13 protein-coding genes are annotated in these 18019 nt (G+C 69.4%); 9 read left to right on the forward strand and 4 right to left on the reverse strand.

The window, feature by feature from the left end; translation table 11 throughout:
* Positions 1-41 precede the first annotated feature (41 nt).
* The 4 genes from AB0D01_RS02315 to AB0D01_RS02330 all read right to left on the reverse strand — a co-directional run bounded on the left by AB0D01_RS02315 (position 42) and on the right by AB0D01_RS02330 (position 3972).
* Positions 42-809 carry a succinate dehydrogenase/fumarate reductase iron-sulfur subunit gene (locus tag AB0D01_RS02315; RefSeq protein ID WP_363053097.1) on the reverse strand — a complete coding sequence of 256 codons (768 nt, stop codon included), beginning with the start codon at positions 807-809 and terminating at the stop codon, positions 42-44.
* Entirely contained in the window at positions 806-2707 is a 1902-nt protein-coding gene (locus AB0D01_RS02320; RefSeq protein ID WP_363053098.1) for a fumarate reductase/succinate dehydrogenase flavoprotein subunit, read from the reverse strand. Before AB0D01_RS02320 ends, AB0D01_RS02315 begins: the two co-directional genes overlap by 4 nt.
* A gap of 1 nt (position 2708) precedes the next feature.
* Positions 2709-3533 (reverse strand): hypothetical protein, encoded by an 825-nt coding sequence (locus AB0D01_RS02325; RefSeq protein WP_363053099.1) that lies wholly within the window; start codon positions 3531-3533, stop codon positions 2709-2711.
* Between the two features lie 214 nt (positions 3534-3747).
* A complete protein-coding gene (locus tag AB0D01_RS02330) occupies positions 3748-3972 on the reverse strand; it encodes a hypothetical protein (protein WP_363053100.1) in 225 nt (74 codons plus the stop codon).
* Positions 3973-4345: 373 nt separating this feature from the next.
* Here AB0D01_RS02330 and AB0D01_RS02335 point away from each other — a divergent pair, with 373 nt between their 5' ends.
* From AB0D01_RS02335 to AB0D01_RS02375, 9 genes are all read left to right on the forward strand, one after another.
* Positions 4346-6775 carry an ABC transporter family substrate-binding protein gene (locus AB0D01_RS02335; RefSeq protein ID WP_363053101.1) on the forward strand — a complete coding sequence of 810 codons (2430 nt, stop codon included), beginning with the start codon at positions 4346-4348 and terminating at the stop codon, positions 6773-6775.
* A 357-nt stretch (positions 6776-7132) separates the two neighbouring features.
* Positions 7133-9037, forward strand: a complete 1905-nt coding sequence (gene typA, locus AB0D01_RS02340) for a translational GTPase TypA (protein WP_363053102.1) — start codon at positions 7133-7135, stop codon at positions 9035-9037.
* Positions 9038-9473: 436 nt separating this feature from the next.
* A complete protein-coding gene (locus tag AB0D01_RS02345) occupies positions 9474-11093 on the forward strand; it encodes an ABC transporter substrate-binding protein (RefSeq protein WP_363053103.1) in 1620 nt (539 codons plus the stop codon).
* Between the two features lie 93 nt (positions 11094-11186).
* Positions 11187-12134, forward strand: a complete 948-nt coding sequence (locus AB0D01_RS02350; RefSeq protein ID WP_363053104.1) for an ABC transporter permease — start codon at positions 11187-11189, stop codon at positions 12132-12134.
* Positions 12127-13083 carry an ABC transporter permease gene (locus AB0D01_RS02355; RefSeq protein ID WP_363053105.1) on the forward strand — a complete coding sequence of 319 codons (957 nt, stop codon included), beginning with the start codon at positions 12127-12129 and terminating at the stop codon, positions 13081-13083. Before AB0D01_RS02350 ends, AB0D01_RS02355 begins: the two co-directional genes overlap by 8 nt.
* Before the next feature lie 13 nt (positions 13084-13096).
* The gene (locus tag AB0D01_RS02360) at positions 13097-14152 is read left to right on the forward strand and encodes an ABC transporter ATP-binding protein (RefSeq protein ID WP_363053106.1); all 1056 of its coding nucleotides are present in this window, start codon (positions 13097-13099) and stop codon (positions 14150-14152) included.
* Complete coding sequence (locus tag AB0D01_RS02365; protein ID WP_363053107.1) at positions 14145-15191, forward strand: dipeptide ABC transporter ATP-binding protein; 1047 nt, start codon at positions 14145-14147, stop codon at positions 15189-15191. Before AB0D01_RS02360 ends, AB0D01_RS02365 begins: the two co-directional genes overlap by 8 nt.
* Before the next feature lie 136 nt (positions 15192-15327).
* Positions 15328-16266, forward strand: coding sequence for a GNAT family N-acetyltransferase (locus AB0D01_RS02370; RefSeq protein ID WP_363053108.1), 939 nt, complete (start codon positions 15328-15330; stop codon positions 16264-16266).
* A gap of 105 nt (positions 16267-16371) precedes the next feature.
* On the forward strand, positions 16372-18003 hold the full coding sequence (locus tag AB0D01_RS02375) for an ABC transporter substrate-binding protein (protein WP_363053109.1): 1632 nt from the start codon (positions 16372-16374) through the stop codon (positions 18001-18003).
* Positions 18004-18019: the final 16 nt, after the last annotated feature.

The following is an 18019-nucleotide window of genomic DNA, read 5'->3' on the forward strand; positions in this document are numbered from 1 at the left end:
CCGGCGGGGGTCGCGCCGGACATCGGTTCGATCAGGTTCGATCAGGAGCGGCGGCGGATCCGGCTGCCGAGCCACACGAGGGGGTCGTACTTGCGGTCGACGGCCCGCTCCTTCAACGGGATCAGGGCGTTGTCGGTGATCCTGATGCCCTCCGGGCAGACCTCCGTGCAGCACTTGGTGATGTTGCAGTAGCCCAGCCCGTGTTCCTCCTGGGCCGCGCGCTTGCGGTCCAGGCCCGCCGCCTCCGCCGCGTCCAGCGGGTGCATGTCCAGCTCGGCGACCCGCATCAGGAAGCGGGGCCCGGCGAAGGCGGCCTTGTTCTCCTCGTGGTCGCGCACCACGTGGCAGGTGTCCTGGCACAGGAAGCACTCGATGCACTTGCGGAACTCCTGCGAGCGTTCCACGTCCACCTGCGCCATCCGGTACTCGCCCGCCGCCACCCCCTCCGGCGGGACGAAGGCAGGGACCTCCCGGGCCTTGGCGTAGTTGAAGGACACGTCCGTCACCAGGTCCCGGACCACGGGGAAGGCCCGCAGCGGGGTGATCGTGACCGTCTCGTCCCGGGTGAAGACCGACATCCGCGTCATGCACATCAGTCGGGGCCGGCCGTTGACCTCCGCGCTGCACGAACCGCACTTGCCGGCCTTGCAGTTCCACCGCACCGCCAGGTCCGGGGCCTGGGTGGCCTGGATGCGGTGCACGATGTCCAGCACCACCTCCCCGTCGTGCACCTCGACCGTGAAGTCCCGCAGTTCCCCGCCCTCCGCGTCGCCGCGCCAGACCCGGAAGGCGGCATCGTAAGCAGTCACTCGTACAGCTCCTCTTCGGCGAGGTACTTGGTCAGCTCTTCCTTCTCGAACAACGCGAGCAGGTCGGCACGGATCGGTTCGGTCCGGGTGCGTACGAGGACGATCCGGTCGGCCGCCGGATCCGCCGGGGCCGGCTCCACCGGCCGGCACAGCAGGTTCACCGGCCGCCACTCCCGCTCCATCGCCGGGCGGTCCTCCCGGGTGTGCCCGCCGCGGCTCTCGGTGCGCTCCAGCGCCGCCCGGGCCACGCATTCGCTGACCAGCAGCATGTTGCGCAGGTCCAGGGCCAGGTGCCAGCCGGGGTTGAACTGCCGGTGCCCCTCGACCCCGGCCCGCGCCGCCCGCACGCGCAGGGACGCCAGCCGCTCCAGCGCCTCGGCCATCTCGCCCTCGCGGCGGATGATGCCGACGAGGTCGTTCATGGTCGTCTGGAGCTCCTGGTGGAGCGTGTACGGGTTCTCCGCGCCCTCGGCGGCGTGGAAGGGGGCCAGCGCCTCGCCCGCCGCCTCGTCGACCGCCTCCTGGGAGACCTCGGGCCGCGCGCCGGCCGCGGCGGCCCGCTCCGCCGCGTGCAGTCCCGCCCTGCGGCCGAAGACCAGCAGGTCGGAGAGGGAGTTGCCGCCCAGCCGGTTCGAGCCGTGCATGCCGCCCGCGACCTCGCCGGCCGCGAACAGCCCCGGCACGCCGACCGTGGCGGCGGTCTCCGAGTCCACCGCGATCCCGCCCATCACGTAGTGGCAGGTCGGGCCGACCTCCATCGCCTCGGCGGTGATGTCCACGTCCGCCAGCTCCTTGAACTGGTGGTACATGGAGGGCAGGCGCCGACGGATCCGCTCGGCCGGCATCCGCGTCGACACGTCCAGGAACACCCCGCCGTGCGGGGAGCCGCGGCCGGCCTTCACCTCGGAGTTGATGGCCCGGGCCACCTCGTCGCGGGGCAACAGCTCGGGCGGACGCCGGTTGTGGTCCGGGTCCTCGTACCAGCGGTCGCCCTCCTCCTCGGACTCCGCGTACTTCTCCTTGAACACGTCCGGCACGTAGTCGAACATGAACCGCCGGCCCTCGGAGTTGCGCAGCACCCCGCCGTCGCCGCGCACGGACTCGGTGACGAGGATGCCCTTCACCGAGGGGGGCCAGACCATGCCCGTCGGGTGGAACTGCACGAACTCCATGTTCAGCAGCGGCGCCCCGGCGAGCAGGGCCAGGGCGTGGCCGTCGCCGGTGTACTCCCAGGAGTTGGAGGTGGTCTTGAAGGACTTGCCGATGCCGCCGGTGGCCAGCACCACGGCGGGGGCCTCCAGGACGAAGAACCGGCCGCTCTCGCGCTCGTAGCAGAAGGTCCCCGCGACCCGCTCGCCGTCCTTCAGGATCCGGGTGACCGTGCACTCCTGGAAGACCTTCAGCCGGGCCTCGTGGTCCCCGTGCTCCCGGAAGTCCTCCTGCTGGAGCTGGACGATCTTCTGCTGGAGGGTGCGGATCAGCTCCAGGCCCGTACGGTCGCCCACGTGCGCGAGGCGCGGGTACTCGTGGCCGCCGAAGTTGCGCTGCGAGATCCGTCCGTCGGGCGTGCGGTCGAAGAGCGCGCCCCAGGTCTCCAGCTCCCAGACCCGGTCCGGGGCCTCCTTCGCGTGCAGCTCCGCCATCCGCCACTGGTTGAGGAACTTGCCGCCGCGCATGGTGTCGCGGAAGTGCACCTGCCAGTTGTCGTGTTCGTTGACGTTGCCCATGGAGGCGGCGATCCCGCCCTCCGCCATCACCGTGTGGGCCTTGCCGAACAGGGACTTGCAGATCACGGCCGTACGGGCGCCCCGCTCGCGGGCCTCGATCGCGGCCCGCAGACCGGCGCCGCCCGCGCCGACCACGACCACGTCCCACGGCTGTCGTTCCACCTGTGCCATCTCAGAAGATCCTCGGGTCGGTGATGGTGCCACTGGCCAGCAGGTACACGTAGAAGTCGCACAGGGCCACGCTGATCAGGGAGGCCCACGCCAGCTGCATGTGGCGGGCGTTGAGCCGGCTCACCCAACCCCACAGGCGGTAGCGCACCGGGTGCTTCGAGAAGTGCTTCAGGCGGCCGCCCATGATGTGCCGGCAGGAGTGGCAGGACAGGGTGTAGGCCCAGATCAGGCCGATGTTGACGAGGAACAGCAGGGTTCCCGCGCCCATGTGGCCCCACGCGTAGTGCTCGTCGCGGAAGGTCAGCACGGTGTCCCAGGTGAGGATCCCCGCGACCGGCACCGCCGCGTAGAAGAAGTAGCGGTGCAGGTTCTGGAGGATCAACGGGAAGCGGGTCTCGCCCGTGTACGAGGCGTGCGGCTCGGCGACGGCGCAGGCGGGCGGCGAGGCCCAGAAGCCCCGGTAGTAGGCCTTGCGGTAGTAGTAGCAGGTCAGCCGGAAGCCGAGCGGGAAGATCAGGATCAGCAGGGCGGGGGACAGGCCCCACCAACTGCCGAAGAGGTCGAGGTTGGGGCCGCCGCGCATCGTCTCGCAGTTCTCCGCCAGGCAGGGGGAGTAGAAGGGCGAGACGTACGGGGCCGCGTAGTAGTGGGAGTCGGCGAAGGCCCGCCAGGTCGAGTAGACGACGAAGGCGAGCAGCCCGGCCGCGGTGCCGGCGGGCGACAACCACCACCGGTCGGTACGCAGGTGCCGGGCCGCGATCGCGGCCCGGGAGGGGGAGTGCACGCCTCCGGGCCGCTGTCGGGGTGGTTCCGTGCCTGTGGCCAAAGGAAACTCCGCGGGGAGTGACGGGGGTGGCCCAGGAGGACCGGCCGCGGGGCGGCCGGTCCCGATGGGGTGGACGGCTCCGCGACGCCGGGGGCCGGCCGCGGCGGGCCGGCTGCGGCGCCGCGGGGCCCGGTGGTGCGGATGGTGCGGGTGGTGCCCGGTGGTGCGGATGGCGCCGGGTGGTGCGGGTGGTGTCCGGGGTCCGCGACGGACGTCAGGGCGCGCGGCGGTCGCGCGCGCCGAGCCCCTCGTCGTCGCTGTCGGTCCACAACGTGCTGTCGTACGGGGTGTCCGGGACGGAGACCATCCCGCCCTGGCCGGTCGAACGGCCGGCGCCGGCCGGCGACTGGCGGGCGATGTCCTGCTCCAGCCGTTCCACGGAGCGGACCAGTTCGTTCAGGTTGCGTCGTACGGCGGTCAGATCGTCTTGCAGGGACATGTCGTGACCTCATTTCCGCGGGTGCGATGGCATCGCTCACGGGCGCCTGAGAGTGTCGCCCCTCCCGTCCCCGGTTGTGAAGGGACGTGCAGCGATTGCGGGTGCGCAGGCACCGGCCGTGCGCCCCCTCCCCGCCCCCATTGTCGTCCCTCGTACGGGGGAACGCCCTGCCGTCCCGCGCGCCCGATTGGTCCGCACGGGTGGGGTTCGCGGCGTGGCGGGGGTGCGGTCCGCGGGACCCGGGGGGCCGTCGATTTCAGTGGGTTCCGGCACCAGTGTGATCAGCTCCATATACCGCCGAACGTGATCGAAAGCACCGGTCTCCCGCTCCCGTTGTTCACGGCCCCCACGCCACGCCCCGGAGGTACCACCCATGACCCAGAGAAGGCGCAGGTCCTTGGCGCTCCTCACCTCGGGAGTCCTCGCACTGCCGCTCCTCGCGGGCTGCGGGGCGGGCGAGGACGAGGGCGGACCGGTCGCCGCCGGTCAGGACATCGCGACGACCACCCGCGACCGGGTGGCCGACGGCGGGGTGCTGCGCTGGGCCGTGGACGCCCTCCCCCAGACCCTGAACGCCTTCCAGGCCGACGCCGACGCCACCACCACCCGGATCGTGGGCGCCGTGCTGCCGCAGCTGTTCACGCTGGACGCCAAGGGACGGCCCGTCGCCAACCCGGACTACCTGGAGAAGGCCGAGGTCGTCGAGCGCGAACCCAAGCAGGTCGTCCTGTACAAGCTCAACCAGCAGGCGGTGTGGAGCGACGGCCGCGAGATCGGCGCGGCGGACTTCGTCGCCCAGTGGCGGGCCCTGAACGGCAAGGACTCGGCGTACTGGACGGCGCGCAACGCGGGTTACGAGCGGATCGAGAAGATCGAGCGCGGCAAGACCGACCTGGAGGTCAAGGTCACCTTCGTCAAGCCGTACGCGGACTGGCGCTCCCTGTTCAGCCCGCTCTACCCCAAGCAGGTCACCGGGACCCCGGACGCCTTCAACGAGGGGGCCCGCGGCACCCTGAAGGTCACCGCCGGCCCCTTCGCCCTCGGGGCCATCGACAAGAAGACGGGCACCGCCGCCCTGACCCGCAACCCGCGCTGGTGGGGGGCGCCCGCCAAGCTGGACACCCTCGTACTGACGGCCGTGCCCCGGTCCGGCCGGCCGGCCGCGCTGGCCTCCGGGAAGGTCGACCTCGCCGAGGTGGACCGCGCCGGCGTCGACCGGATCGCCCTGGCCCACCGCGACGCGGGCCGCGTCGACGGCCGGCACGGCCCCGGGGCCTCGCTGACCCCCGCCCAGGCCACCCTGTCCTGGGCGCTGGCCCACGGCGCCGACGAGACCAAGGCCGCGGAGGAGACGGAGAGCCGCCGCAAGAGCGCCGACGCCGTCAAGAAGTACGCCGAGGAGCAGGCGGCCCTGCGCGGCTTCCGGATCCGCAAGTCCCTGGAGCCGGCCTACACGCAGCTGGCCATGAACGGCGCCTCCGGAGCCCTGTCCGACGAGCGCGTCCGCCGCGCGGTCGCCCGGGCCCTGGACCGCAAGGCGCTCGCCGAGGCGGTACTCAAGCCCCTCGGCCTGCCGGCGAAGCCGGTCGGCAGCCACCTGGCGCTGGCCGGGCAGCAGGCGTACGCGGACAACAGCGACGCCCTCGGCGGACAGGACACCCAGGCGGCCCAAGCCCTCCTCGCGGACGCCGGCTGGCGCAAGGACGGCAAGCTCACCGAGCCGGCCGGCGCCAAGGCGGGCGCGCAGAACGCCGAGGGCGCCGAGGGCGCGCCGCACGACGACTCCAAGACGCCCGCGGGCCCCGGCACCGGCAACGACGGCCTCTACATCGTGGGCCAGGACGACGGGCGCAACGGCGACCTGCGCTCCGCGACCGCCGACCTGCCCGCCCGGAAGGCCGGCCCCGCGATGCCGGGCGCGGCCCCGGGCGCCCTCGGCGACGCGCTGCCCGCGCTGCCCGAGGACGCCCTCCCGGGCGTCGAGGGGCAGGCGCCGCGGACCTCCCCGGTGCTCGCCCCGGGATCGCTCGCCGTCGAGCAGGGCCACGTACTGCTCCAGCAGGCGCGGGCCCTGGAGGACGCGGCGGCCGAGGCCGCCGCGGGCGGGGCAGAGGGCGAGGACGACGGCAAGAGCGCCCGCGCCGACGGGGACGCCGACGGGGCGGACGACGACAAGGAACCGGCGAGGTCCACCCCGGCCCCCGCACCGGCCAAGCAGAACGTCCGTACCTCCGGCTCGATGCTCGCCAAGGACGGCAAGCCGCTCAGCCTGCGCTTCGTCCTCCCCTCGGGCCCCGGCTCGGAGGCGCTGCGCACGGTGGGCGACCGGATCTCCCAGATGCTCCGGAAGATCGGGATCGCGACGGAGATGAAGAAGGTCGCGGACGAGAGCTTCTTCAAGGACCACATCGCCTCGGGCCAGTACGACCTGGCCCTGTACTCCTGGCCCGCGACGGCCTACCCGGCCACGGACGCCCGCCCGATCTTCGCGAAGCCGGAACCGGCGGCCGACGGCTCCCTCCTCGTCGAACAGAACTACACCCGGGTCGGCACGGACCACATCGACCAGCTGTTCGACCAGGCGGTGGGCGAGCTGGACGAGGCCCAGGCGCGCGAGCTGATGCGCAAGGCCGACGCCCGGATCTGGGCCGCCGCCGGCTCCATCCCGCTCTACCAGCGCCCGGAGCTGGTCGCCACGAAGCCGGGCCTGGTCAACGCGGGCGCCTTCGGCCTCGGAACCCCCCGCTACCAGGACATCGGGTGGAAGAAGCCGCCCACGGCCAAGGACGCGAAGAAGAAGTAGTCGCGAAGAAGAAGTGGTGACAAAGCGGTGCCGAACAGGTTGACCCGCGGGTCACAACCTCAGAAGTGACTCAATTCCCTTGCCCGCCGTTGACCCGGCGGGCAAGGTCGTGTGTACCCGTTGACCCGCGTGCAACCCCGTAGTGACAAGGCTCCACCCACAGCCCCCACCCCCCGCCCGGGCCCCGTCCGGGAGCGGGCTGTGCTCAGTCGTCCGGCCTCTTGACAGACCCCCCGGCAGGCGGTTCCCGCCATCCGACGTACGATGGGGTAAGGCCGTGGCAGGTTTTCCGCCCGGTCGAGGCGCGCGTGCCGGACCGTACGCGACGCCATCCACGATCCCGGGAGAAGCGCCGAAGTGCCCACGCGCCACGACATCCGTAACGTCGCCATCGTCGCCCACGTCGACCATGGCAAGACGACCATCGTCGATGCCATGCTCAAGCAGGCCGGTGCCTTCGCCGCCCACCAGCAGCTCGACGACCGCATGATGGACTCGAACGACCTGGAGCGTGAGAAGGGCATCACGATCCTCGCCAAGAACACGGCGGTGAAGTACCACCCCAAGGACGGCGGGGCGCCCATCACGATCAACATCATCGACACCCCCGGCCACGCCGACTTCGGTGGTGAGGTCGAGCGCGGTCTGTCGATGGTGGACGCCGTCGTCCTGCTGGTGGACGCCTCCGAGGGTCCGCTGCCCCAGACCCGCTTCGTGCTGCGCAAGGCGCTCCAGCAGCGCAAGCCCGTCATCCTCTGCATCAACAAGACGGACCGCCCGGACTCCCGGATCGACGAGGTCGTCAACGAGACCTACGACCTCTTCCTCGACCTGGACGCCGACGAGGACCAGATCGAGTTCCCGATCGTCTACGCCTGCGGCCGTGACGGCGTCGCCTCGCTGACCAAGCCGGAGGACGGCACCGTCCCCGCGGACAGCGACAACCTGGAGCCGTTCTTCTCGGCCATCCTGGAGCACGTCCCGGCCCCGGTGTACGACGAGGAGGCCCCCCTCCAGGCCCACGTCACCAACCTGGACGCCGACAACTTCCTCGGCCGCATCGCGCTGCTCCGCGTCGAGCAGGGCGAGCTGCGCAAGGGCCAGACGGTCGCGTGGATCAAGCGTGACGGTTCGATCTCCAACGTCCGCATCACCGAGCTGATGATGACCGAGGCGCTCACCCGCAAGCCGGCCGAGGTCGCGGGCCCCGGTGACATCTGCGCCGTCGCCGGCATCCCGGACATCATGATCGGCGAGACCCTGGCCGACCCGGAGAACCCGGTGGCGCTGCCGCTGATCTCGGTCGACGAGCCGGCGATCTCCATGACCATCGGTACGAACACCTCCCCGATGGTCGGCCGCGGCGGCACCGGCAAGGGCGCGGACGCCAAGGCCGCGGTCAAGGACCGCAAGGTCACCGCCCGCCAGGTCAAGGACCGCCTCGACCGCGAGCTGATCGGTAACGTCTCGCTGCGCGTCCTCGACACCGAGCGTCCGGACGCCTGGGAGGTCCAGGGCCGCGGTGAGCTCGCGCTCGCCATCCTGGTCGAGCAGATGCGCCGCGAGGGCTTCGAGCTGACCATCGGCAAGCCGCAGGTCGTCACCCAGGAGATCGACGGCAAGGTCCACGAGCCGGTCGAGCGCATGACGATCGACGTCCCCGAGGAGCACATGGGCGCGGTCACGCAGCTCATGGGCGTCCGCAAGGGCCGCATGGACAACATGTCGAACCACGGCTCCGGCTGGGTCCGCATGGAGTTCGTCGTCCCGTCGCGCGGCCTGATCGGCTTCCGTACGGAGTTCCTGACCAACACCCGCGGCACGGGCATCGCCCACTCGATCCACGAGGGCCACGAGCCGTGGTTCGGCCAGCTGGTGACCCGCAACAACGGTTCGCTGGTCGCCGACCGCTCCGGTGCGGTCACGCCGTTCGCGATGATCAACCTCCAGGAGCGCGGCGTCCTGTTCACCGAGCCCGGCACCGAGGTGTACGAGGGCATGATCGTCGGCGAGAACTCGCGTTCCGACGACATGGACGTGAACATCACCAAGGAGAAGAAGCTCACCAACATGCGTGCGGCTTCCGCGGACAACACGGAGAACGTGATCCCGCCGCGCAAGCTCTCCCTGGAGCAGTCCCTGGAGTTCTGCCGCGACGACGAGTGCGTCGAGGTGACCCCGGAGGCGGTCCGCATCCGCAAGGTCGTCCTGGACCAGAAGGAGCGTTCGCGCACCGCCTCGCGTGCCAAGTCCGCCAAGTAGCGGTCCCTAGCACCTTGTTGTCGTCTGTCTGAGACTGGTACGGCCGAAAACGGCCCCTTCCCACACCGCTCGCGGTGAGGGAAGGGGCCGTTCGCGTTTGTCAAGCGGATTTAACGGTTCGAGTGTCCGCATACCGACCGTGACACTCCGGAAGGTGAGCTAACCGTCCGTTTCGCACGTGTCTGTCTCCTATCCGTTTGTCCGGATTTCGGGTTTTCGCCGTGCGGTGATGTTGTGAAAACGAGACCACTTAAGTGTGGTTTACGGTCGGGGTGTCCCTGAGGATGGCTCCATTGAGCTCGGGTCAATGGGTCACACGCTGTGGGGAGCGTCGACTCACGAGCACACACGATGGGACCGGATTTCGCTGTCAGGGGTGTCAGCGGGAACCGGGTCCTTCACGAATCGACAGTGACTCCTGAGGAGGCAAACACCCATGCGCGGAGCAACGAGCGCCAAGTGGGTCGCCGGTGCCGTCATCGTGGCGATGGCCGCTACGGCATGCAGCACCAGCAAGGACGACGCCGGCGCCGCCGGCGGCAAGATCACCGTTGTGCTCGGCGAGCCGCAGCACGGTCTGATCGGCCAGAACACCGCCGAGTCCGAGGGCGCCGAGGTCCTCAACGCGCTCTTCGTCGGTCTGGTCAAGTACGACAACAAGACCAACGAGCCGAAGCTGGCCGCCGCCGAGTCCATCGAGACCACGGACTCGAAGACCTGGACCATCAAGGTCAAGGACGGCTTCACCTTCCACAACGGTGAGAAGCTGGACGCGCAGTCCTTCGTCCGTGCCTGGAACTGGGGCGCCAACCAGGACAACGCCGCCGAGGGCATGCCCTTCTTCGCGAAGATCGAGGGCTCCGAGGAGCTCGCGCCGGGCAAGGACAAGAAGCCCACCTCCAAGGAGCTCAAGGGCCTCAAGGTCGTTGACGAGAAGACCTTCACCGTCACGCTGAAGGAGCCCTTCTCCCAGTTCAAGACCATGCTGGGCTACAACGCCTTCTACCCGCTGCCGAAGGCGTTCGAGGCGGACCCGAAGAAGTTCGGCGAGGCCCCCATCGGTAACGGCCCCTTCCAGATGGACGGCGCCTGGGACCACAACAAGCAGATCAAGATCAAGCGGTACGACAAGTACCCGGCCGAGGGTCGCGCCAAGCTCGCGGGCGTCACCTTCAAGATCTACGACAACCTGGACACGGCGTACAACGACCTGCGCGCCGACAACATCCAGATCGTCGACAAGCTCCCCGTCTCGGCGATGGCCACCGTCTCCCAGGAGTTCGGCGACCGCTACATCTACAAGCCGGAGTCGGGCGTCGGTTACCTCGGCCTCCCGCTGGAGCAGAACCCGGAGACCTTCGGCAAGCTGGAGATCCGACAGGCCATCTCCATGGCCATCGACCGGGAAGCCATCACGAAGACCATCTTCAACGGCACCCGCAAGCCGGCCGACGACTTCATCAGCCCGATCATCCCGGGCTACCGCAAGGGCGCGCTGGGCGAGATCGGCACCTACAACCCGACGAAGGCCAAGGAGCTCTTCGAGAAGGCCGGCGGTGTCCCGGGCAACAAGCTGGAGCTCGGCTACAACGCCGACGGCGGCCACAAGGAGTGGATCGAGGCCGTCGCGAACCAGCTGAAGTCGAACCTCGGCATCGAGGTCACGGCCAAGCCGTACGCCAAGTTCGGCGACATGCTGGACGACCTGGGCGCCTCGAAGTACAAGGGCGCGTTCCGCATGGCGTGGTCCATGGACTACCCGGCGGCGGAGAACTACCTGCGTCCGATCTTCTCGAAGGTCGCCATCGAGCAGGGCTCCAACTACGGTCACTACAAGAACGAAGAGTTCGAGAAGACCATGGCGGAGGCCGACCGTGCCACCGACGCCGCCGAGGGTCTGAAGCTGTACCAGAAGGCCGATGACATCATCATCAAGGACCTTCCGTACATCCCGGTGTTCACGTACATGTCTTCTTCGGCCTACTCCAAGTCCGTGAAGAACGTCGAGGTCGACGCCCAGGGCCGCATGGACCTGGCGAACGTCGAGCTCAACTAACACCCCTCTTCACTTAGGGGAATCCAGGGGGCGGGCTGACGGAATCAGGTTTCCGTCAGCCCGCCCTTTCCCCCTGTTCTTGTTGGAGGTCTGATGGGCCGCTACCTCATCCGCCGACTCATACAGGCGATCCCTGTACTGCTCGGTGCCACGTTCCTGATCTACCTGCTGACCTTCGCGATGCCCGGCGCTGACCCGATCCAGCTCCTGGCAGGCGAGAAGAAGGCAGACCCCCTCGTCGCGGCGATGCTGCGCGAGAAGTACCACCTCGACGACCCGTTCCTGCTCCAGTACTGGAACTACATCTCCGGCGTGTTCCAGGGAGACCTCGGCGAGACCCTCACCGGTCGCAAGGTCGCCGACATGATCGGCGAAGCCTTCCCCTACACGGTGAACCTCGCCATCTTCGCCTTCGTCATCGAGGCGATCGTCGGCGTCGCGGCCGGCATCATGGCCGCCCTGCGCCGCGGCAAGTTCCTGGACCAGCTGGTCCTGATCTCCACGCTGATGGTCATCTCGATCCCGGTCTTCGTCACCGGCTTCGTCCTCCAGCTGACCCTGGGCGTGCAGCTCAAGAACAACTGGGGCATCGAGCTCTTCTCCGTCTCCTTCAACGAGAACGACGGACTGCGCGCCTACCTCCTCCCGGCGTGGGTCCTCGCCTCCACCTCGCTCGCGTACGTGGCCCGACTGACCCGTACCAGCCTCATGGAGACCATGCGCGCCGACTACGTGCGCACCGCCACGGCCAAGGGCCTGCCCCGCCGTCGCGTCGTGGTCAACCACGCCCTGCGCAACGCGCTGATCCCGATCGTCACCTTCCTCGGTGCCGACCTCGGTGGCCTCATGGGCGGCGCGGTCATCACCGAGCGCATCTTCAACATCCACGGCCTCGGTGGCCTGCTCGCCCAGTCCGTGTACCTGAAGCAGGGTGCCGTCGTGGTCGGTGGTGTGACCCTCCTGGTCCTCATCTACCTCGTCGCCAACCTCCTGGTGGACCTGCTGTACGCCGTGCTCGACCCGAGGATCCGCTATGCGTGAGACAACTACGGTGGAGGGCTCGATGACCGACACCCAGATCGCCGGAGCCACCTCCACCGGCGCGGCGCCCGGTCAGGGCGACGGCAACAAGAAGGAGCGCGAGGCCAGCCTCTGGTCCGACGCCCTGCGCGACCTGCGCCGCAACCCGATCTTCATCATCGGTGGCGTCCTCGTCCTGTTCCTGCTGATCGTGGCCGCCGTGCCGCAGCTCTTCACCGACGGCAGCCCGTTCGACTCCGCCGCGTGCAAGCTGGAGGACTCGCTCAAGACCCCGAGCGCCGCCCACTGGTTCGGCTACGACATCCAGGGCTGCGACGTCTACATCCGCACGGTGTGGGCCGCCCGCAACTCGGTGATCGTCGGCATCGTCACCACCTCGCTCGTGCTGATCGTCGGCGGTGGCCTCGGCCTCGTCGCCGGTTGGGTCGGCGGCGTCGTCGACAGCGTCCTGTCCCGCTTCACCGAGATCTTCTTCGCCATCCCGCTGCTCCTCGGCGGCATGCTGATCATGTCCTCGCTGCCGGGCAACGCCTGGACCGTCTCCCTGGTGCTCGCCATCCTCGGCTGGCCGCAGATCTTCCGCATCATGCGGTCCTCGGTCCTGCAGAACAAGAACAACGACTACGTGGTGGCCGCCCGCGCCCTCGGCGCCGGCACCATGCGCATCACGATCCGCCACATCCTGCCGAACGCCGTCGCCCCCGTCATCGTGGTCGGCGCGATCAGCCTGGGTGTGTACATCTCCGCCGAGGCGGCCCTGTCGTACCTCGGCATCGGCGTCCAGCCGCCGGAGATCTCCTGGGGCCTGATGGTCAGCGACGCCTCCGTCCGCTGGCTCCAGGCTCCGCACGTACTGCTGTTCCCGTCGCTGGCGCTGAGCATCACCGTGCTCGCGTTCATCATGGTCGGCGACGCGGTACGTGACGCCCTCGACCCGAAGCTGCGCTGAGGAAGGGCGTACGTTGACCACCATCGACATGACCTCGAACGTCCCGGCGCCCCGCCCGGCCCCGGAGACCTCCCCCCTCCTCGAAGTGCGCGACCTGCACGTCGAGTTCCACACCCGCGACGGTGTCGCCAAGGCCGTCAACGGCGTCTCGTACTCGGTGAACTCCGGCGAGACCCTCGCGGTGCTCGGCGAGTCCGGCTCGGGCAAGTCCGTGACGGCGCAGGCCATCATGGGCATCCTCGACATGCCGCCCGGCAAGATCCCGTCCGGCGAGATCCTCTTCCAGGGCCAGGACCTGCTCAAGCTCCCGGCCGAGGAGTACCGCAAGATCCGCGGCTCGAAGATCGCCATGATCTTCCAGGACGCGCTGTCCTCGCTGAACCCGGTGCACACCGTGGGCGCCCAGCTCGGCGAGATGTTCCGCGTCCACCGCGGGATGTCCAAGAAGGACTCGCTGGTCAAGGCCGTCGAGCTCATGGACCGCGTGAAGATCCCCGCCGCCAAGGCGCGCGTGAGCGACTACCCGCACCAGTTCTCGGGCGGTATGCGCCAGCGCATCATGATCGCCATGGCGATGGCCCTGGAGCCCGACCTGATCATCGCCGACGAGCCGACCACGGCCCTCGACGTGACGGTCCAGGCCCAGGTCATGGACCTGCTCGCGGAGCTCCAGCGCGAGATGAACATGGGTCTGATCCTGATCACCCACGACCTCGGCGTCGTCGCCGACGTCGCCGACAAGATCGCCGTCATGTACGGCGGCCGGATCGTCGAGACCGCCCCGGTCCACGAGATCTACAGCCGCCCGGCGCACCCGTACACCCGCGGCCTGCTCGACTCGATCCCGCGCCTGGACCAGAAGGGCCAGGAGCTCTACGCGATCAAGGGCCTGCCGCCCAACCTGCTCAACATCCCCTCCGGCTGCGCCTTCAACCCGCGCTGCCCCAAGGCGCAGGACGTCTGCCGCACCGACGTCCCGGTCCTGCACCAGGTGACCGAGCAGGACGGCACCGCGCTCGCCGGTCGCGGCAGCGCGTGCCACTTCTGGAAGGAGCAGATCCATGGCTGACCTGACCAATCCCGAGGGCGAGCCGATCCTCCAGGTGCGCAACCTGGTCAAGCACTTCCCGCTGACCCAGGGCATCCTCTTCAAGAAGCAGGTCGGCGCGGTCAAGGCCGTCGACGGGGTCTCCTTCGACCTCTACCGGGGCGAGACCCTGGGCATCGTCGGCGAGTCCGGCTGTGGCAAGTCCACCGTCGCCAAGCTGCTGATGAGCCTGGAGAAGGCCACGGCCGGCGAGGTGTTCTACAAGGGCCAGGACATCACCAAGCTGTCGGGCAAGGCCCTCAAGGCCGTCCGCCGCAACATCCAGATGGTGTTCCAGGACCCGTACACCTCGCTCAACCCGCGCATGACGGTCGGCGACATCATCGGCGAGCCCTTCGAGATCCACCCCGAGGTGGCTCCCAAGGGCGACCGGCGCCGCAAGGTCCAGGAGCTCCTGGACGTCGTGGGTCTGAACCCGGAGTACATCAACCGCTACCCGCACCAGTTCTCCGGCGGCCAGCGCCAGCGCATCGGCATCGCCCGCGGCCTCGCGCTCAACCCGGAGATCATCATCTGCGACGAGCCGGTCTCCGCGCTCGACGTGTCGGTGCAGGCGCAGGTCATCAACCTGATGGGCAAGCTCCAGGACGAGTTCGACCTGTCCTACGTGTTCATCGCGCACGACCTCTCGATCGTCCGGCACATCTCGGACCGCGTGGGCGTCATGTACCTGGGCAAGATGGCGGAGATCGGCACCGACACCCAGATCTACGACCACCCCACCCACCCGTACACGCAGGCCCTGCTGTCCGCGGTGCCCGTCCCGGACCCCGAGGCCCGCGCGCACCGCGAGCGGATCATCCTCACCGGCGACGTCCCCTCCCCGGCCAACCCGCCCTCGGGCTGCCGCTTCCGCACCCGCTGCTGGAAGGCCGAGGAGCGCTGCTCCACGGAGGAGCCGGTGCTGGCGATCCCGACGCGCTTCACGGGGCTGAACACCCCGGCCGCGCACGAGTCGGCGTGCCACTTCGCGGAAGAGAAGGCCGTACTGGCCGTCTGACCTCCCGCGCAGGCGTACCCGGGGCGCCCGGGACCGGATCCGTCCGGTCCCGGGCGCCCCGGCGCGTTCCGCCCGCACGGGAGCGCCCGGGGAAAGCCGGTTGCGCCCGCACGCCCGCGCCTTCGAGAGTGGGCGGATGAGCGACACGCTGACCGTCCGTCCGGCCGGGCCCGGGGACGCGCCCGACATCTGCGCCCTGCTCAACGCCGTCGACGTCATCGAGATCGGCAGACCCGAGACCGACCTCGGCACCGTCGAGGCCGACCTGAACCACCCCGACGTGGACCTCGCCACCGACTCCTGGCTCGCCTTCCAGGGCGGCCGCCTCGTCGCCTACGCCCTGGTGTGGGCCGACTCGGGACCGGGCCGCGTCGACGGTGACCACTACGTCCTGCCCGGCCACGCACCGGCCGCGCTGCGCCTGCTGGAGCTCATGGAGGCCCGCGCCCGCGAGCTCGCCGCCGGCGCCCGCCCGGCCCGCCTGCGCATCCAGCTCAACGTGGCCCCCACCCTCGACCTGTCCCTGCTGACCGGCCGCGGCTACCGCACCGTGCGCGGCTACCAGGTGCTGACCCGCCGGCTCGGCCGCGCCGACCGTACGCCGCCCCCGCCGCCCACCGGCCTCGCCCTGCGCGACTGCGCCGCCGACGAGGCCGACCGCGAGCGGGCCCACCGCCTGATCGAGACGACCTTCGCCGCCCACTTCGGCCATGTGGACCGCCCGTACGAGACCTGGCTCGACCACCTGGACGCCCGCCGCCTCGACTGGTCCCTCGTGTGGATCGCGAGCCTGCCCGCCGAGGGCGACGTCGGCGTCCTGCTCACCCGCGACGACCGCACCAGCATGGGCTGGATCAGCCACCTCGGCGTACGCGAGGACCAGCGCGGCCGCGGCATCGGCGGCTTCCTGCTGCGCCACGGATTCGCCGCGTACGCCGCCCGGGGCCGCGAGACGGTGGGCCTCGGCGTGGACACGCACAACGAGACCGGCGCACTGGCGCTCTACGAGGCGCACGGCATGGGTCCGCACTACGCGGTCGACACCTGGGAGCTGAGTTTGCACTCGCAGGGGTGACAGGGGTGGGACGCGGGGGTGCAATCGGTCCAACCAGGAGTGTGACGGCCCCCACATGGGGTGACATTGGGCCCTGACGAGTCTCGGGACCCTAGGAGGCACTCCATGCGCGGAGCCACCCACGCCCAGTGGGCCGCATGTGCGGTGGCCGTCGCCCTCGCGGCGACGGCCTGCGGCGGCGGAAGCGACAGCGGCGACGGCGGTGGCGGCGCGGGCATCGTCAGCTCCTCCTGGGGGGACCCCCAGAACCCGCTGGAGCCCGCCAACACCAACGAGGTGCAGGGCGGCAAGGTCCTCGACATGCTCTTCCGGGGCCTCATGCGCTACGACCCGAAGACCGGCGAGGCCGTGAACATGCTCGCCGAGAAGATCGAGACCACCGACAGCCAGAACTTCACGATCACCCTGAAGGACGGCTGGAAGTTCAGCAACGACGAGCCCGTCACCGCGAAGTCCTTCGTCGACGCCTGGAACTACGCGGCGGACGTCCGCAACAAGCAGAACAACTCGCCCTTCTTCTCCGACATCGTCGGCTACGCGGACCTGCACCCGGCCACCGGCGACCCCAAGACGAAGACCATGTCCGGGCTGGTCGTCAAGGACGACAAGACCTTCACCGTCGCCCTCAAGGAGAAGTTCTCCACCTGGCCGCAGACCCTCGGCTACCAGGCCTTCAGCCCGCTGCCCCAGTCCTTCTTCACCGACCACACCGCCTGGCTCGCCAAGCCGGTCGGCAACGGCCCGTACACGGTGGACTCGTACACCAAGGGCACCGCGATGAAGCTGCGCAAGTGGGACGGCTACCCGGGCGAGGACAAGGCGCAGAACAACGGCGTCGACCTCAAGGTCTACACCGACAACAACACCGCCTACACCGACCTGATCTCCGGCAACCTCGACCTGGTCGACGACATCCCCGCGCAGCAGCTGAAGAACGTCAAGAACGACCTCGGCGACCGCTACATCAACCAGCCGGCCCTCATCATCCAGACCCTCACCTTCCCGCTGTACGACCCGCAGTGGAACAAGGAGGGCATGGAGAAGGTCCGCCGGGGCATCTCCATGGCCATCAACCGCGACGAGATCACCCAGCAGATCTTCCGCGAGACCCGCACCCCGGCCAAGGACTGGACCTCCCCGGCCCTGGGGACCAAGGGCGGCTTCAACGCCACCCTGTGCGGCGAGGCCTGCACCTTCGATCCGGCCGCCGCGAAGAAGCTCATCCAGGAGGGCGGCGGCCTGCCCGGCGGCAAGGTCACGCTGACCTCGAACGTGGACACGGGCTCGCACCGCGACTGGATGGACGCCGTCTGCAACAGCGTCAACAACGCCCTCGGCGAGGGCCCGGTCTGCACCGTCAACCCGATCGGCACCTTCGCCGACTTCCGCAACCAGCAGAGCTCCTACAAGCTCACCGGCCCCTTCCGCTCGGGCTGGCAGGCCGACTACCCGCTGATCCAGAACTTCCTGGAGCCGCTCTACTACACCGGCGCCTCCTCCAACTACGGCAAGTTCAGCAACCCGGACTTCGACCGGCTCGTCGACGAGGCCAACCGCGAGAGCGACACCGCCAAGGCCATCGCCTCGTTCCAGGACGCCGAGAAGATCCTCGCCGAGCAGATGCCCTCGATCCCGCTGTGGTACCAGAACGGCAGCGCCGGCTACTCCGAGCGCATCTCCGACGTGACCCTGAACCAGTTCAGCGTCCCCGTCTACAACCAGATCAAGGTCAGCTGACCCCCGCGGGGGATCG

The organism is Streptomyces sp. NPDC048606 (genome assembly GCF_040650855.1).
Taxonomy (GTDB): domain Bacteria; phylum Actinomycetota; class Actinomycetes; order Streptomycetales; family Streptomycetaceae; genus Streptomyces.

What these genes read in the sequence shown, in the direction of transcription:
- AB0D01_RS02365 (WP_363053107.1), top strand. Translation starts at nt 14,145, where the DNA reads ATGGCTGACCTGACCAATCCCGAGGGCGAGCCGATCCTCCAGGTGCGC.
- AB0D01_RS02370 (WP_363053108.1), top strand. Translation starts at nt 15,328, where the DNA reads ATGAGCGACACGCTGACCGTCCGTCCGGCCGGGCCCGGGGACGCGCCC.
- AB0D01_RS02320 (WP_363053098.1), bottom strand. Translation starts at nt 2,707, where the DNA reads ATGGCACAGGTGGAACGACAGCCGTGGGACGTGGTCGTGGTCGGCGCG.
- AB0D01_RS02350 (WP_363053104.1), top strand. Translation starts at nt 11,187, where the DNA reads ATGGGCCGCTACCTCATCCGCCGACTCATACAGGCGATCCCTGTACTG.
- AB0D01_RS02335 (WP_363053101.1), top strand. Translation starts at nt 4,346, where the DNA reads ATGACCCAGAGAAGGCGCAGGTCCTTGGCGCTCCTCACCTCGGGAGTC.
- AB0D01_RS02330 (WP_363053100.1), bottom strand. Translation starts at nt 3,972, where the DNA reads ATGTCCCTGCAAGACGATCTGACCGCCGTACGACGCAACCTGAACGAA.
- AB0D01_RS02375 (WP_363053109.1), top strand. Translation starts at nt 16,372, where the DNA reads ATGCGCGGAGCCACCCACGCCCAGTGGGCCGCATGTGCGGTGGCCGTC.
- AB0D01_RS02345 (WP_363053103.1), top strand. Translation starts at nt 9,474, where the DNA reads ATGCGCGGAGCAACGAGCGCCAAGTGGGTCGCCGGTGCCGTCATCGTG.
- AB0D01_RS02355 (WP_363053105.1), top strand. Translation starts at nt 12,127, where the DNA reads ATGCGTGAGACAACTACGGTGGAGGGCTCGATGACCGACACCCAGATC.